Origin of the sequence: Brevibacterium sp. SIMBA_078, assembly GCF_046534565.1 — a bacterium.
In the GTDB taxonomy this organism is placed as follows: Bacteria; Actinomycetota; Actinomycetes; order Actinomycetales; family Brevibacteriaceae; genus Brevibacterium.
This window is the reverse complement of record NZ_JAWRYQ010000001.1, coordinates 102,621-117,281: the sequence shown is the minus strand read 5'-3', so window position 1 is coordinate 117,281 and position 14,661 is coordinate 102,621. Positions and strand designations below refer to the sequence as shown.

Genomic DNA, 14,661 nt, shown 5'->3' with positions numbered 1-14,661 from the left:
CGCTCGCGAGCTTCTCGAGTGCTTACGTGGAGCACTTGAACACGTCGCGGTTCCAGTAGCTCGTTCTGCGGAGCGTCAGCGACGCTTCATGGATGCGTGCTTGATCCTCTCAAGTTTTGCGAGATCTTCGGGGCTCATGGATCCATTTTGAAGTCGGTCCAGGTAAGGCCTCTCGGCTTTGAATACGTCGAAGTTGTTCAGATCGCCCAGCGAACTCTGCCAGAGACGAAGCTTGGATTCGTGTGTGATGCGATGGTGCATGTGGCTGCCGAGGGCCTGAGGTACCCAGTCGTACCTTGATCCGCGTTCGAGTTGGTAGTCGATGGCTCGGCTGACAGATGCTGCTATCCAATCGGCAAACTGAATATTGGAGCTGAGAGCACTGTCGATGTGCATGGGCGGCTCAATGGCAGCATTCATTTCCCTGAATTCTTGGGCACGCGAGAATATGTGTGCGTATATCGACGCTACTCTTGCAGCCCGTTGCTTCTCATTGATCTGGTCCATTAGCATCAGTAGATTCTCGCCGCAATTGTCCGCGTGACGACAGAGACGATTGACCGACTCTCGCATAGCGCTGCTCATCGGAGAGCCGCACTTGCTTCCTGGTGCCGACCTCCTTCTGTTCGGCATCGAAGAAGACGTGTCCGCTCAGTTCTGCGAGCCTGTTGATCAGTCCGCGAAAGACACGGATCTGCTCACCGTATCTTCGCCAAGCGTCTGGGGTGAAGATATCTGAGCCCTTTCGCTCCCAGCGGCCCGGGTTCTCTACGCCCCGAAGCTCGCTGGCAAAGACACGTCGCTTCTCTGCTGTAAAGATCTGACCGAATCTCCGAGCCGAGCTTTCGGGAATGACGAAGCCTGCATAGCCGAAGACGGGATTGGTGTTAAATCTCGGGTGGTCTTTGGCGACGTACGGGCCGGGTTCACCGATCTCATCGATATAGGCGAGCAGCATGGGCAAACTCTACCCAGCGGCTCTGACACGAGGCCCAACGCAAAAACCCACGTCTGAGACGTGGGCTTGCGACTTGGCGCTCTAGGAGGTGAACTCCTTGCTACCACTTCGATAATCTCACAGCACGGAGGTCCGTGCAATCAGTCTTGTACGGGGACCTATCGGCCAGCATGGCGCACAACGGGGAGCGGCGCTCATTCCCCGACTTGACCTTGTGACTGTGGAAGTCGCCCGTGTCCGGGCGGGCTGATACAGTCGGAGCCAATGACATGGGGTGCCTCATGAGGATCCGTTCGCACCAAGACGCTGCGCACGGAGGACAACGAGGCTGAGAGAACACCCATCGAACCTGATCTGGGCCATACTAGCGAAGGGATCGTCATGGTTGACTTCGACCTGCGTTCTGCGAATGCGCGACTGCGCGCAAGCAACCCACTCATCCAGTGCATCACGAACACCGTCGTGCAGCAGTTCAGCGCCAACGTGCTCCTGGCCATCGGCGCCTCCCCGGCAATGCTCGACCACGAGGCCGATGCCGGACAGTTCGCCGGAATCGCCAGCGGAATTCTCGTCAACTTCGGAACCGCCTCGAACCACCAGCTGCTCGCCGCCGATGCCGCCATCGACGTCGCCAACGCCGCCGGAAAACCCTGGGTCCTCGACCCCGTGAGCGTCGGTGCCGTCGACTTCCGCACCTCCCGCATCCGCCGCGCCGCCGCCGATCACCCGACCGCCATCCGCGGCAACGCCTCCGAGATCGCCGCACTCGCCGCAGTCGGACTCGGTGGACGCGGAGTCGACTCCACCGACGAAGTCGACGCCGTCCTTCCCGCCGCCGCGAAACTGGCCCGGGAAACCGGTGCCATCGTCGCCGTCTCCGGACCCACCGATGCCGTCGTCGCCCACATCGACGGCACCGACCACGTCGCCCGCATCTCCGGCGGACATGAGTTCATGCCGCTGGTCATCGGCACCGGCTGCTCACTCGGCGCCGTCACCGTCGGCTACTTGGCCGCCGCCCGCGCCGGACTGGCCGACCCCGACGCCGACGTCTCAGCGGTCAACGCCGCTGAGCAGTCCGCGCTCGGTGGGGCCGCCTCGGCGAGATTCGAAGCTGTCGTCGCCGCCCACGCCCACTTCGCGGTCGCCGGGGAACTCGCCGCCGACGGTGCGAAGGGGCCGGGCAGCTACTCGGTGAACTTCCTCGATGCGCTCCACACCGTCGACGGCAGTCGACTCGCACAGGCGAGAATCAGTCTCGACACGCTCACTTCTGCGAATGAAACCGCCAGCAAAGGCGTCCAGGCATGACCGCCGGTTCCGCCCATATCGCTGACAACCCGGCCGACGACAGCGCGACCGTGAACGACCGAGCAGACGCGACCGACCGCTTCGCCGGAATCGACACGCGCCTCTACCTCGTCACCGACTCCGCGCAATGCGAGGCCGCCGGCCGCAGCGTCGCCGAGACCGTGCAGGCCGCCGTCGCCGGGGGAGTGGGCATCGTCCAGGTCCGCGACAAGGACATCGACGATGCAGGCTTCTACTCGCTCACCCGCCAGGTCATCTCCGCCGTCGATGCCGCCACCCGCGACACCGACCGCACGGTCCCCGTCGTCCTCAACGACCGCGTCGAAGTGGCCCGCCGTCTCATCGACGAAGGCGAGAACGTGCACATCCACGTCGGCCAAACTGACACCACCGTCGCCGAGGTGCGCGCCGCCCTGGGTGCGGCACCGCTCATCGGTCTCTCTGCCGCGCACAGCGACGAATTCGCCGCCGCTCGCGACTCCGGAGTCGTCGACCTCGTCGGCATCGGACCCGTCTACGACACCTCCACGAAAGCCGACGCCCCCGACGGAATCGGACCGGACCGCCTCGGCGAACTGGTGGCAGAAGCCGGCATCCCCGCGGTCGCGATCGGCGGCATCAACACCGACCGTGCCCCTGACCTGCAGGGACGTGGACTGATCGGGATCTGCGTGGTCTCGGCGATCTGCATGGCTGACGATCCGAAGGCGGCGGCCGAGGAGCTGCTCACCGCTTTCGCCGGGAGCGGCCAGTGACGACCCGCCCGCCGATCACCCTGTCCATCGCCGGCACAGACCCCTCCGGCGGTGCTGGAATCCACGCCGACCTCAAAACCTTCACCGCGCGGAAGACCATGGGCACGACCGTCATCACCGCTCTCGTCGCGCAGAATACGCACGGTGTGTCCCGGGTCTATCCGATCGACGTCGATTTCGTCGCCGATCAGTTCGAGTCCGTGCTCGGCGACCTGCCCGTCGATGCGACGAAATCGGGGATGCTCGGCAGCCGTGACCTCGTCGAACTCGTCGTCGCCCGCGCCGCCGAAGGTCGGCTCGGCTTCTATACCGTCGATCCGGTGATGATCGCGACCTCCGGCCACCGCCTCCTCGAGACCGATGCCGTCGACGCCGTGCGCACCCACCTGCTGCCCGTCGCCGACCTCATCACCCCCAACCTCCCCGAGGCGGCCCTGCTGATCGGCGATGACGAACCCGAAGCACAGACGACTGAAGCCATGCGTGACCAGGCTCGGCGCCTGCTCGAACGCGGACCCGGAGCGGTCCTGCTCAAGGGCGGACACGGCAGCGAGGACGAGGTCATCGATATCCTCGCCACCGCCGATGGCCAGGTCCGCGAGTTCAGCCACGCCCGTGTGGCGACAATGAACACACACGGGACCGGGTGCACCCTGTCAGCCGCGATCACCGCCGAGGTGGCCGTCCTCGGCCGCGAACGCACAGAGATCGGGTCGGACCTCCTCGGCGAGGCTGTCGGCAATGCCCTCGATTACCTTGCTCGCGCTCTCACTTCGGCTGCTGACTGGCAGCTGAGCCTCAATCCGGAAGGCGCCCACGGACCGGTCGACCACCAGGTCGACATCGTCCGCGGTCGACCCGCCTGACATATCCGTCCCACCTGACCGCCGCCTCACCCGAACCGCCACCTCACCCGAACCGCCACCTCACTCGATTCACCACGTCATATGAACCACCACGTCACACGAGCACAAAGGAGTTCCCATGACCGTCACCTTTACCGCCGGCCCATTGACCACCCAGCTGTGGGACCGCGTCCGCCCCATCATCAAGCAGATCGAAGCTCTGCCGTTCCTCGCCCAGCTCGCTGACGGCAGCCTCGATCCGAAGGCCTTCGTCAACTACATCTCGCAGGACAGCCTGTACCTCAACGGCTACGCCAAGGCCATGTCGTTCCTCGCGGCGAAGGCCGTCGACCGTGACGAATCCCGGTTCTGGGCCGGTTCCGCCGCCGAGGCGATCACCGTCGAAGAGGAGATGCACGGAGAGCTGCTCGCCGACGCCCGACTCGCCTCGGCGCTGGAGGAGCTCACCGCGGAAGGCTCTCGTTTCAAGGCCTCACCGACGACGCTGGGTTATGTATCGTTCCTCGTCGCCACGGCCGCCAGCCGTTCCTACGGCGAGGGCGTCGCCTCAGTCCTGCCCTGCTTCTGGGTGTACGCCCATATGGGCAAGGTGCTTGTCGACCGGGCCGGGCAGATGGCCGACGACCACCCCTACCGCACCTGGGTGCAGACCTACGACTCACCCGACTTCGACGAATCGACCCGCCACGCCGTGCAGATCCTCGAACAGGAACTCGCGAAGGCTCCGAGCGAGGAAGCCGCCCGCATGCGCGCCGCCTTCGAACAGGCCTGCGTCTTCGAACTCCACTTCTGGGCCTCTGCCCACGCCATGCAGAACTGGGACGTCTCCGTGTTCCTGCCCCAGGAAATCACCGTCTGATTCCAGGGAGCATCGGATCCCCTTCGCCGAGGTGGCCCTGACCTTGAGTCGGTCACCTCGGTGGGGTGAGCCTGCGGTAGAAACGCCACACGGCGAGTCCCGTGGCGGCGAGGAAGATGGCCGTCGGCACGAACGTCAGCCATTCCGGCATCGTCGCCGAACGCGCTGTCTCCGCGATGATGACGAGGATGGCGGCGATGAGCAGCGCGGTGAGTCCCGCGGTGATGCGCAGCAGCTCCATGAGGCAGTCGACGAGGTAGGTCTTCTCGTCGCACTCGAGCCAATACTCCTTGTGCGGGGCATTGATGAGCGAGACCGGAAGCTTCTCGAGCAGCGGCCGGATCGACATGAGCACGGGCAGGCCGAGGCCTATAGGCAGGAAGATCCACAGAAGTCCCGTTTTCGACGTCCAGTCATCAGGTTGGCCACCGGAGTCGAAATGGGTGGCGATATTCTCGGGCGCCTGCACCCAGAACCAGACGCAGACCCCGATGAAGACGAGGATCGAGGCGACCGCGAAGATGAGCGTGGCGGTCTCGCCCGGTGGGTTCCGATGCGGCTGCGCAGAGGAAGGCATGTTGTCACCTTAACAACAGCAGAGTGCTACCCGACCGCGGCGATCGTCCGGCAGGATTGGTCCTACGGAGACGACGGAGGTTCGGCCCCAACGAGGCGACAGAGCCTCAGGCGCGGGAGGCTCCATAAGGGTCATCCGGGTAATGAACGAGCGGACCGAACGATCCGAGTGCATGCCAACCGCGGCGCAGAGTCGTCCACAGAAGCACGTGGTCAACCTCGATGAGGGGCACTCGGTCATGCTTCGGGCAGGCGTATCGTCCGATGACGAAGACGATCGTCGCAAACATCACTGCGATCATGAACAGAATCAAAAGATCCATGGCGGCCCCCTCACATCCTGATACGAATGCCTCTCTTTCAGTCTCGCCCCAAAATACAGAGAAAGATAGGGCTATCCCACCTGGTGAGCGTGAAGGTGATCAAAATCAACTCGGGTGTGAGACGCCGTTCACGCAAAGGTTCACGCAAAGGAAGCTGCGAGGCTCTCGGCTGCGCTGCTGACAGCTTGGGCCGCCGCTCGTCCCTGGTCGGGGGTGATCGAGGACGGGAAGGTGAAGCGCACACTCGTCTGCGCGACCTCCGCCGCGATCCCTAAGGCCGTGAGCACATGGGAGGGCTCGTCGGAGCCGACCGCACAGGCCGAACCGCTCGAGGCCGTCACTCCGAGGCGATCGAGCTCGAGCAGCACTGCCTCGCCGGAGGTGTTCGAGAAGCAGAACGACGCGTGATTCGGAGTCCGCGTCGCCCGGCCGTCAGGGCCAGCCGTGTCCGCCGTGCCCGTCAGGAACGCCCCGGGTACGTTGCCGAGTACCGTGGCGATGAACTCATCACGGATGGCTCGGACACGATCGGCGGCCTCATGCCGCTCCGCCTCGGCGATTTCGAGAGCCGTGGCGAACGCGACGGCCAAGGCCACGTTCTCCGTGCCCGAGCGCCGACCCGACTCCTGCCCGCCGCCGTGGATGAGCGGTTCGACGGGGACGCGGGCGCGGATCGCGGCCACACCGATGCCCTTCGGCGCTCCGACCTTGTGCCCGGCCAGACTGAGCGCATCGACGCTCAATCCGGACAGCGGCAGCCACCCGGCCGCCTGCACGGCGTCCGTGTGGAAGAGAGCACCGGCCTCATGGGCGATTCCCGCCAGGGTCGGAATGTCGGCAATGGTGCCGATCTCATTGTTCGCATAACCCAAGCTCACGAGCACGGTGTCCGGGCGGATCGCTTCCGTGAGGGCTTCGGGGGTCACGGTCCCATCGGAGGTCGGGGCCGCCTCGGTGACGGTGAACCCGTGGACGCGGGTCAGGAACTCCACCGAGGCGAGCACCGCTTCGTGTTCGATGGGGGAGGTGACGATATGTCGCCGAGGCGGCGCCGCGGTCCCGGACCGACCCTGGGTTGGACCCCGACCCTGGGTCTGTTGCCCGAGGGCCATGCCGATGATCGCGAGGTTGTCCGCCTCGGTGCCGCCGCTGGTGAACGTGATGTCCGTGGCCCTCATGCCCAGCACCTTCGCCACCCGAGCACGGGCATCGGCGAGGGCTTCGGCGGGTCCGCGACCGAACTCGTGATGGCTCGACGGGTTGCCGAACGCCCCGGCCAGATACGGCCAAGCGGCTTCGAGGGCTTCCCTGCGGACGGGAGCCGCGGCCGCGGTGTCGAGGTAGAGGCGCCCGGTCATCTCAGGCCTCGAGGCTCAGGTCGAGACCGAGGTCGATCGCACGGACGCTGTGGGTCAGCGCGCCCGACGAGATGACGTCGACGCCGGTGGCGGCGATCTCCGGGACCGTCGCCAGGGTGACATTGCCGCTGGCTTCGACGACGGCGCGGCCGCCCACGAGTTCGACGCCTTCGCGCAGCTGAGCCGGGGTGAAGTTGTCGAGCATGATGATATCGGCGCCGCCGTCGAGCACCGCCGGCACCTGGTCGAGCCGGTCGACTTCGACCTCGATCATCGTCGTATGCGGCAGACGGGCACGGGCGGTGCGGATCGCCTCGGCGACGCTGAGCCCGGCACCGGTGAGGACGGCGAGGTGATTGTCCTTGGCCATGACGGCGTCGGAGAGTCCGAAACGGTGGTTGTGTCCGCCGCCGCAGACCACGGCGTGCTTCTCGAACGCGCGCAGTCCCGGAGTCGTCTTTCGGGTATCGACAATGCGTGCCTGCTCGGCGGCGGCATCGACATAGCCACGGGTCTGGGTGGCGATTCCGCTCATCCGTTGGCAGAAGTTCAACGCGATCCGTTCGGCCTGCAGCACCGCCCGAGCGGGACCGGCGACCGTGGCAAGCACCTGACCTGCAGTGAAAGAGTCTCCATCGGCGGCAGCGAGGTCGACCGTGACGCTCTGGTCGACGAGTGTGAAGGCGCGGGCGAAGACCTCGATCCCGGCGAGCACCCCATCTTCGCGGGCACGCAGTTCGGCCCTCGCCGAGGCGGTGGCGGGGATGAAGACCTCGCCGGTGATATCTCCCCAGGGAGCGTCTTCGTTGAGAGCGGCACGCAGTGCGGAATCGATGGTTGAAGCGGTCAGCATGCGGCGGCCTCCTGAAGCAGAGCGGTGGGCGGAGTGGCAGTGGACTGCGCGGTCGCCGACGACGTGAGTGTCGTATCGGTGCGGGTATGCGCGCCGAGGCTGTGCTCCCGGGCCAGCGCATGCCGAGCCATGTGCCAGGCGACGAGGGCGAGATTCGCGGTCTCGAGCGCCTGGACGCTGGTCGCGGTCGGGCCGGAGGTTCGGTGGGCGTTACGGGAACCGTCGTCGTGGGAACCATCACCGAGGCGGTCGAGCAGGGTCCGCAGGCGTGCGGCGGTGCGCTCCACGCCGAGATGAGCCCAGGTCAGGCCCTGCAGCTCGGTTCGTGTCAGTGCCGTCTGGTGGAACGAACGGAGTTGGGGGAGTGGGAGTTCATGGTCTCTGTTGACCGGCAGTGCGTCGATCGCCGTGGCGGCGCGGGCGGCGAAGACCGCGCCCTCGAGCAGAGAATTCGAGGCCAGCCGATTGGCTCCGTGCACTCCGGTGCACGCGACCTCGCCGATGGCGAAGAGTCCCTCGACGCTCGTGCGACCGTCGCGATCCGTGGCCACCCCACCCATGAAGTAGTGGGCGGCGGGAGTGACGGGGATGAGGTCCCGGGACAGATCGAGACCATGAGAGGCCAGACCAGCCGTGATGCTCGGGAACTTCGCCCTCACATCCGGGACGGCCCGCGCATCGAGGAAGCACGGGCGTCCGTCCTGAGCCGCCTGGCGGCGGTGCAGGGCGAGTGCGACGACATCACGAGAGGCGAGCTCGGCGCGATCATCGATGTCCGTCATGAACCGGTGGCCGTGCTCGTCGAGGAGGAGAGCGCCGGCCCCGCGGACGGCCTCGGAGATGAGGAAGCCGGGACCTGGAAGGGCGGTGGGATGGAACTGGAAGAACTCGAGATCGGAGACCTCGGCACCGGCACGAATGGCAGCGGCCAAACCGTCTCCGGTCGCAGCCGCCGGGTTCGTCGTGTGCGCGAAGAGCTGCCCGGCACCGCCGGTGGCGAGCACGATCGCATCGGCAGGCAGGGCCTCGACGCGGCCGTTGCGGAGCACGGTGACTCCGGTGGCTGTGGCGACTCCGGTGGCTCCAGTGGGGCGGTGATCGTCGTCGCTGGTGAGGATGTCGACGAGCATCGTGTCCTCGAGCAGGGTGACCCGCCCCGCGGCAACCTCGGTGCGCAGCTTCTGCGCCAGGACGGTGCTGATCGCCCGACCGGTCGCATCGCCTCCGGAATGGAAGATGCGCGGATAGGAATGCGCCCCTTCCACGCCCCTGGCCCAGGCTCTGGTCGGATCGGTGTCGAAGTCCACCCCCGCCTCGGCGAGGGAGACGATCGCGTCCCCACCGGCGTCGCACAGGGTGCGCACGGCTTCCGGGTCACAGTGTCCGGCACCGGCCGTGAGCGTATCGGCGATATGGGAGTCGACCGTGTCGTCGGGGCCGATGACACAGGCGATGCCGCCCTGCGCCCACTCGGTGTTCGATTCGCCGAGGCGGCCCTTCGTCACGAGCGTGATCGTGTGACGGCCGGACAGGCGAAGTGCCGCGGTCAGCCCCGCGATCCCGGAGCCTGCGACGATGACGCGGCTCATCAGATCCGCGGCTTCGCGGCGAGCATCCGCTCCAGGGACACGCGGGCCGGTTCGGCCACCTCGGCGTCGACGGAGATCTGATTGACGACCTGTCCGTCGATGAGCGATTCGAGGACCCAGGCGATGTAGCCGGGGTGGATGCGATACATCGTCGAGCACGGGCAGATGACGGGGTCGAGGCAGAAGATCCCGTGCTGAGGGTGCTCGGCGGCCAGTCGCTGGACGAGGTTGATCTCGGTGCCGATGGCGAACGTGGTCGGTTCGGTCGCCTGTTCGATGGCCTTCGTGATATACGCGGTCGATCCGGCCTCATCGGCGGCCTCGACGGTCTCACGCGGACATTCGGGGTGAACGATGACGCGCACGTCCGGGTGCTCAGCGCGGGCCTTGTCGATCTGGGCCGGGGTGAAGCGCTTGTGCACGGAGCAGAATCCCTGCCACAGGATGACCCGGGCCTCACGCAGCGTCTGCTCGTCATTGTTGCCCAGCGGCCTGGCGGGGTTCCACAGCGGCATCTCGTCGACACCGATGCCCATGTTCACCGCGGTGTTGCGGCCCAGGTGCTGATCGGGGAAGAACAGGACCCGCTGCCCGCGTTCGAACGCCCATTCCAGAACCACCTCGGCGTTCGACGAGGTGCACACGATTCCGCCGTTGTGGCCGCAGAAGCCCTTGATCGCGGCCGAGGAGTTCATGTAGGTGACGGGGATGACCGGGACGCGACCGTCAGCATCGGGTTCGGTGCCGAAGACCTCGGCGAGCTGCTCCCAGCAGTCCTCGACCTGGTCGATGCTGGCCATATCGGCCATCGAACAGCCTGCGGCGAGGTTGGGCAGGATGACCGACTGCTCCGGCTTAGACAGCAGGTCGGCGGTCTCGGCCATGAAGTGGACGCCGCAGAAGACGATGGCTTCGGCCTCCGGGTGGTTCTGGGCGGCCTGGGCGAGCATGAACGAGTCGCCGATGTAGTCGGCGTGTTCGACGACCTCGACCCGCTGGTAGTGGTGGCCGAGCATGACGACACGATCGCTGAGGGTGGCCTTGGCAGCCCGGATGCGGGCATCGAGCTCTTCAGGCGTGGCCTGCTTGTACTCCTCGGGGATATCGCCCTGACGTGGGGCGGCGACCGGAATCGGGTCGGCCATCGAGGAACCGGGACCATAGCCGGGACGTTCGTCGACATCCCACGGGGCATCGAGCAGGTCCGTCGAGCACATTTCGTCGTTCGCGCCCGAGGCAGAGATGTCCTTGAGGGTGAGTTCGATCGAAGCTGTAGTGGTCATCATCGTCCTTCGCTCGGTGGGCGGGACCCGTGCCTGAAGTGCTTCGCACGTGGTCGTAGCTGCCCGAAATCTTTTGCGCAGTTGTGCGTTTATTTCTTTGCGCAGATTTGAGCTTAATCCTGTGGGCGGGCAATGTACAACTTCCAGGCAGTCGGTGCGGCGCAGGACGCGGCCGTGACACTGTCGATGGCTCTGCGCCGGGGGATGCAATAGGCTGTGGTCTGGCTCGCAATCCGAGTCGATGCGCACTGCGGTGGGCGCCCCCGTGAGAGTCACCGAGGCTTCGGACCGAAGCGTCGGCCTCGCCCCGCCCGCGCCGGCACCGACGACATCGCATATCTGAAGGATTCTCATGCCCGAAGCGGCACACTCGAACCAGTTCACGTCCTCCTCCACCGCCGACGCTGCGGGCAACGCTGCTGCCGGTGGCAATGCCCCGGCCGGCCCCGGCGCGACGGCGGGCCCCGGCACGACGGCGGGCGCCGCCTCGGCGGAACAACCGGCCCCGTACGGTGGTCCGGTGTCCGCACCGGCAGCACCGCCTCGGCGAATCCGGACCCTCGACCTCATCAAGGCCAAGGCCGAGGGCCGGCGGTGGGCGATGCTGACCAGTTACGACCAGTACACGGCGGCCCTGTTCGAACAAGCCGGTGTCGAGGCCCTGCTCATCGGCGATTCTGCGGCGAACAATGTCTATGGCCACGCGACCACCCTGCCGGTCACCGTCGACGAACTCATCCCGCTGGCCCGGGCCGTCGCCTCGGCGACGAGCCGGGCACTCATCGTCGCCGACCTTCCATTCGGCAGCTACGAGGTCTCCGATGAACAGGCCGTGGCCACGGCCGTGCGATTCATGAAGGAAGCCGGAGTCCACGCGGTCAAACTCGAAGGCGGGGCGCGGATGGCCTCGCGGATCAAGGCGATCACGACGGCGGGCATCCCGGTCATGGCGCACATCGGCTTCACCCCGCAGGCCGAGCACAACCTCGGCGGCTACAAGGTCCAGGGCCGCGGCGACGCAGGCAGCGCCCTGCTCGACGATGCCCGCGCCGTGGCCGAAGCCGGAGCCTTCTCCGTAGTCATGGAGATGGTGCCCTCCGGGCTGGCCGGCCAGATCACTGCCGAACTGACGATCCCCACCGTCGGCATCGGCGCCGGTGCCGACTGCGATGCCCAGGTCCTTGTGTGGCAGGACATGGCTGGCCTGCGCACGGGGAAGGCTCCGCGCTTCGTCAAGCGCTACGCCGACCTGCATTCCGTGCTCACCGAGGCGGTCGGCACCTATGTCGACGAAGTGAAGTCCGGGGTCTTCCCCGAACCCGAGAGGAGCTTCGACTGATGGAGGTCGGCGGCATCCAAGCACTGCGCCGGTGGCGGGCCGAGCAGTCGGGCCGCGTCGGTCTCGTCCCGACGATGGGCGCCCTGCACTCCGGGCATCAGGCGCTCATGACGCGTGCCCGCGCAGAGTCCGATCTCGTCGTGACCTCGATCTTCGTCAACCCCCTCCAGTTCGGCGCCGACGAAGACTTCGTCCAGTACCCGAGGCCGATCGAAGAGGATCTGAAGAAGTGCGAAGAGGCCGGAGTCGACTTCGTCTTCGCCCCGGCGCTGGCCGAGATGTACCCGTCCGCACCCGAAGTGCGTGTTGTCGCCGGGCGTATGGGAGCCGTGTTCGAAGGCGCGGCCAGGCCCGGGCACTTCGACGGCGTGCTCACCGTCGTGGCGAAGCTCTTCACCCTCATCGCCCCCGACGTCACGGTATTCGGGCTCAAAGACATCCAGCAGTTCGTTCTGGTCAAACGCATGATCGCCGATCTCAACTTCGATATCGAACTCATCGGCCTGCCGGTGGTCCGGGACGCCGACGGTCTGGCCATGTCGAGCCGCAACTCCTACCTGGCGCCGGACGACCGTGCCCGTGCCCTGGCGATTCCGCGGGCTCTCACCGCCGCCTCCGAGGTGGCCGAGCGGGGCCGTGGGACGGCAGAGTCCGGCGGCGGTGGCGGTTCTGACTCTGGGGCCGGCACCAGTGGTTTTTCTGCAGGCCTGCCCGCTGCCGTCGAGGCGGCCGCGCTCGCCGAGCTGGATCCGGCCGCCGAACGTGGGGATCTTGAGATCGTCTACTGCAGCCTCGTCGAAGCCGCGACCCTGAGGCAGTGCACACCGGACTTCACGGGACCGGCCCTGCTGCTCGTCTCCGCGACGGTCGGTGGGACTCATCTCATCGACAATCTGCCGCTGGAATTCTGACGCGATATGCAATTGTGATGAGTATGTGAAGATCCTGTTGAGCGATCGACATATGCATATGTAACCGATCGAGAATCATCGACAGCTGTGGTTTCAATTGTCGGTTATCAGTCGCTGGACCTTTGTTCTCAGTGTTCGCTGAGAATAGACTCAAAATCAGCAAGAGAAAACGAAACTTGCCGTTTCGCTGAGTTCGAAGGAGATAAGCGACATGCAAGATCTGGATATCTGGTCGGTCCTGACGAAAGTCGGGCTGGCAATCGTCATTCTCATTGTCACCTGGATTCTCGCCGCCATCGTCAAATGGGCGATCGGCAAACTCGTCACCAAGGTTCCTGCACTTCAACGCGATGGCAGCAATGGTCAGCAGATCGGAAAGTCAGTCGGACAGATCGCCGGTCTCGTCATCTGGCTGCTCGGACTCATCGCCGTGCTCCAGCTGTTCAACCTCGATCAGGTGCTGACTCCGCTGCAGGGTCTGCTCGATGGAATCTTCGGATTCCTGCCCAATATCATCGGCGCGGGATTCATCTTCTTCATCGGCTATGTCTTCGCGAAGATCGCCAAACAGCTCGTCCAGACCGCTCTCAACGCCGTGGATCTGACGAAGCTGACGTCGAAGTTCCGTTCGCTCGGCGACAAAGCCACCGGAGTGGCCGAGGGTGCCGGAAACGCTCAACCGCACCCCGACGCCACCCAGCAGTACGCTGCGCAGGGTGAGCAGGGCATGCCGGCGCAGGGACAACAGGGCATGCCGCCGCAGGGACAACAGGGCATGCCGCCGCAGGGCGGGCACCCCGGCCATGCACCGAACCCGAACGCGGAGGCGAATGCGAAGATCTCGAACCTCATCGGCAATCTGGTGTTCGGAATCATCATCATCGTCGTTGCGATCTCGGCGCTGCAGGTCCTCGGCATCAAGGCGATCTCGGAGCCTGCCCAGCAGATGCTCCAGATCTTCCTCAACGCGATCCCGCTCATCATCGCCGCCGGCATCCTGCTGGCCATCGGCTTCGTCATCGCCAAGTTCCTCGGCAATCTGCTCGAGCAGATTCTCCAGGGCATCGGCACCGACAAAGCCATCAACGAGATCGGGATCGTGCCCGAAGGCACCAGCGCCTCTAACGTGATCACTCGCCTCGTGCAGGTGGCGATCATGATCTTCTTCGCGATCATGGCGGCCCGGATGCTCGGATTCCCCGAGATCACGAACATCCTCAACGAGATCCTCGACCTCGGCGGCAGCGTGCTCTTCGGCGCTGCGATCATCGCCGCAGGGTTCCTCATCGCCGCGATCATCGGCAAGTTCATCACGAACAACCTCGCCAGCAAGGTGCTGCGCTACTCGGCGATCGCCCTGTTCATCGCGATGGGCCTGCGCTATATGGGCCTGGCCGATTCGATCATCAACCTCGCCTTCGGGGCCGTCGTCATCGGCGGTGCCGCAGCGGCCGCTCTGGCCTTCGGCCTCGGCGGACGTGAGGCAGCCGCGAAGATGCTCGACAAAGTCGACCTCGCCGAGGCGGCGGAGAAGACGAACTCGGACGCCGTGGACAGCGGCACACCTGGGACCGGAACGCACACTGACGGAGGTGGCAGCGGAAGTGGGGGAGCCTCCTCGGCGAATGAGAGCTGAGTGAGGGTCTGCCCACCGAACCGAAAGGGGCGGGGCAGCCGAGG

At 65.6% G+C, this 14,661-nt stretch carries 15 protein-coding genes and 1 riboswitch; of the genes, 7 read left to right on the top strand and 8 right to left on the bottom strand.

Annotated elements, in window-relative coordinates; translation table 11 throughout:
• Positions 1-75 precede the first annotated feature (75 nt).
• Both SB749_RS00520 and SB749_RS00515 read right to left on the bottom strand, forming a co-directional pair.
• Positions 76-507, bottom strand: coding sequence for a hypothetical protein (locus tag SB749_RS00520; protein ID WP_410708497.1), 432 nt, complete (start codon positions 505-507; stop codon positions 76-78).
• On the bottom strand, positions 491-958 hold the full coding sequence (locus SB749_RS00515) for a DUF3800 domain-containing protein (RefSeq protein ID WP_410708496.1): 468 nt from the start codon (positions 956-958) through the stop codon (positions 491-493). The genes SB749_RS00520 and SB749_RS00515 overlap by 17 nt, the downstream gene beginning before the upstream one ends.
• 260 nt (positions 959-1,218) lie before the next feature.
• Positions 1,219-1,352, top strand: a riboswitch (TPP riboswitch).
• On the opposite strand from SB749_RS00515, the gene SB749_RS00510 reads away from it, so the two are divergent.
• The 4 genes from SB749_RS00510 to SB749_RS00495 all read left to right on the top strand — a co-directional run bounded on the left by SB749_RS00510 (position 1,340) and on the right by SB749_RS00495 (position 4,749).
• Complete coding sequence (locus SB749_RS00510; protein ID WP_410708495.1) at positions 1,340-2,269, top strand: hydroxyethylthiazole kinase; 930 nt, start codon at positions 1,340-1,342, stop codon at positions 2,267-2,269. It overlaps the preceding riboswitch by 13 nt.
• Positions 2,266-3,024 carry a thiamine phosphate synthase gene (thiE, locus tag SB749_RS00505; protein ID WP_410708494.1) on the top strand — a complete coding sequence of 253 codons (759 nt, stop codon included), beginning with the start codon at positions 2,266-2,268 and terminating at the stop codon, positions 3,022-3,024. Before SB749_RS00510 ends, thiE begins: the two co-directional genes overlap by 4 nt.
• Entirely contained in the window at positions 3,021-3,890 is an 870-nt protein-coding gene (gene thiD, locus SB749_RS00500; protein WP_410708493.1) for a bifunctional hydroxymethylpyrimidine kinase/phosphomethylpyrimidine kinase, read from the top strand. The genes thiE and thiD overlap by 4 nt, the downstream gene beginning before the upstream one ends.
• 118 nt (positions 3,891-4,008) lie before the next feature.
• Entirely contained in the window at positions 4,009-4,749 is a 741-nt protein-coding gene (locus tag SB749_RS00495; RefSeq protein WP_410708492.1) for a TenA family protein, read from the top strand.
• Positions 4,750-4,801: 52 nt separating this feature from the next.
• Here SB749_RS00495 and SB749_RS00490 read toward each other — a convergent pair whose 3' ends face one another.
• The 6 genes from SB749_RS00490 to nadA all read right to left on the bottom strand — a co-directional run bounded on the left by SB749_RS00490 (position 4,802) and on the right by nadA (position 10,731).
• Complete coding sequence (locus tag SB749_RS00490) at positions 4,802-5,326, bottom strand: DUF1648 domain-containing protein (RefSeq protein WP_410708491.1); 525 nt, start codon at positions 5,324-5,326, stop codon at positions 4,802-4,804.
• A gap of 106 nt (positions 5,327-5,432) precedes the next feature.
• The gene (locus tag SB749_RS00485; protein ID WP_410708490.1) at positions 5,433-5,648 is read right to left on the bottom strand and encodes a hypothetical protein; all 216 of its coding nucleotides are present in this window, start codon (positions 5,646-5,648) and stop codon (positions 5,433-5,435) included.
• A gap of 140 nt (positions 5,649-5,788) precedes the next feature.
• On the bottom strand, positions 5,789-7,006 hold the full coding sequence (locus SB749_RS00480; RefSeq protein ID WP_410708489.1) for a cysteine desulfurase family protein: 1,218 nt from the start codon (positions 7,004-7,006) through the stop codon (positions 5,789-5,791).
• A 1-nt stretch (position 7,007) separates the two neighbouring features.
• On the bottom strand, positions 7,008-7,859 hold the full coding sequence (gene nadC, locus SB749_RS00475; protein WP_410708488.1) for a carboxylating nicotinate-nucleotide diphosphorylase: 852 nt from the start codon (positions 7,857-7,859) through the stop codon (positions 7,008-7,010).
• Positions 7,853-9,448 carry an L-aspartate oxidase gene (gene nadB, locus SB749_RS00470; protein WP_410708487.1) on the bottom strand — a complete coding sequence of 532 codons (1,596 nt, stop codon included), beginning with the start codon at positions 9,446-9,448 and terminating at the stop codon, positions 7,853-7,855. The genes nadC and nadB overlap by 7 nt, the downstream gene beginning before the upstream one ends.
• Positions 9,448-10,731 (bottom strand): quinolinate synthase NadA, encoded by a 1,284-nt coding sequence (gene nadA / locus SB749_RS00465; RefSeq protein WP_410708486.1) that lies wholly within the window; start codon positions 10,729-10,731, stop codon positions 9,448-9,450. The genes nadB and nadA overlap by 1 nt, the downstream gene beginning before the upstream one ends.
• A 352-nt stretch (positions 10,732-11,083) precedes the next feature.
• Between nadA and panB the strand changes: the two genes are divergently transcribed.
• The 3 genes from panB (at position 11,084) to SB749_RS00450 (ending at position 14,617) form a co-directional block, all read left to right on the top strand.
• Entirely contained in the window at positions 11,084-12,070 is a 987-nt protein-coding gene (gene panB / locus SB749_RS00460) for a 3-methyl-2-oxobutanoate hydroxymethyltransferase (RefSeq protein ID WP_410708484.1), read from the top strand.
• The gene (panC, locus tag SB749_RS00455; protein ID WP_410708483.1) at positions 12,070-12,981 is read left to right on the top strand and encodes a pantoate--beta-alanine ligase; all 912 of its coding nucleotides are present in this window, start codon (positions 12,070-12,072) and stop codon (positions 12,979-12,981) included. Before panB ends, panC begins: the two co-directional genes overlap by 1 nt.
• Before the next feature lie 211 nt (positions 12,982-13,192).
• Complete coding sequence (locus SB749_RS00450) at positions 13,193-14,617, top strand: mechanosensitive ion channel (RefSeq protein WP_410708482.1); 1,425 nt, start codon at positions 13,193-13,195, stop codon at positions 14,615-14,617.
• The last annotated feature ends 44 nt before the right edge of the window (positions 14,618-14,661 follow it).

Coding starts and splice junctions, on each gene's coding strand:
- SB749_RS00520 (WP_410708497.1), bottom strand. CDS start 507: ATGGACCAGATCAATGAGAAGCAACGGGCTGCAAGAGTAGCGTCGATA.
- SB749_RS00515 (WP_410708496.1), bottom strand. CDS start 958: ATGCTGCTCGCCTATATCGATGAGATCGGTGAACCCGGCCCGTACGTC.
- SB749_RS00510 (WP_410708495.1), top strand. CDS start 1,340: ATGGTTGACTTCGACCTGCGTTCTGCGAATGCGCGACTGCGCGCAAGC.
- thiE (WP_410708494.1), top strand. CDS start 2,266: ATGACCGCCGGTTCCGCCCATATCGCTGACAACCCGGCCGACGACAGC.
- SB749_RS00495 (WP_410708492.1), top strand. CDS start 4,009: ATGACCGTCACCTTTACCGCCGGCCCATTGACCACCCAGCTGTGGGAC.
- SB749_RS00490 (WP_410708491.1), bottom strand. CDS start 5,326: ATGCCTTCCTCTGCGCAGCCGCATCGGAACCCACCGGGCGAGACCGCC.
- SB749_RS00485 (WP_410708490.1), bottom strand. CDS start 5,648: ATGGATCTTTTGATTCTGTTCATGATCGCAGTGATGTTTGCGACGATC.
- SB749_RS00480 (WP_410708489.1), bottom strand. CDS start 7,006: ATGACCGGGCGCCTCTACCTCGACACCGCGGCCGCGGCTCCCGTCCGC.
- nadC (WP_410708488.1), bottom strand. CDS start 7,859: ATGCTGACCGCTTCAACCATCGATTCCGCACTGCGTGCCGCTCTCAAC.
- nadB (WP_410708487.1), bottom strand. CDS start 9,448: ATGAGCCGCGTCATCGTCGCAGGCTCCGGGATCGCGGGGCTGACCGCG.
- nadA (WP_410708486.1), bottom strand. CDS start 10,731: ATGACCACTACAGCTTCGATCGAACTCACCCTCAAGGACATCTCTGCC.
- panB (WP_410708484.1), top strand. CDS start 11,084: ATGCCCGAAGCGGCACACTCGAACCAGTTCACGTCCTCCTCCACCGCC.
- panC (WP_410708483.1), top strand. CDS start 12,070: ATGGAGGTCGGCGGCATCCAAGCACTGCGCCGGTGGCGGGCCGAGCAG.
- SB749_RS00450 (WP_410708482.1), top strand. CDS start 13,193: ATGCAAGATCTGGATATCTGGTCGGTCCTGACGAAAGTCGGGCTGGCA.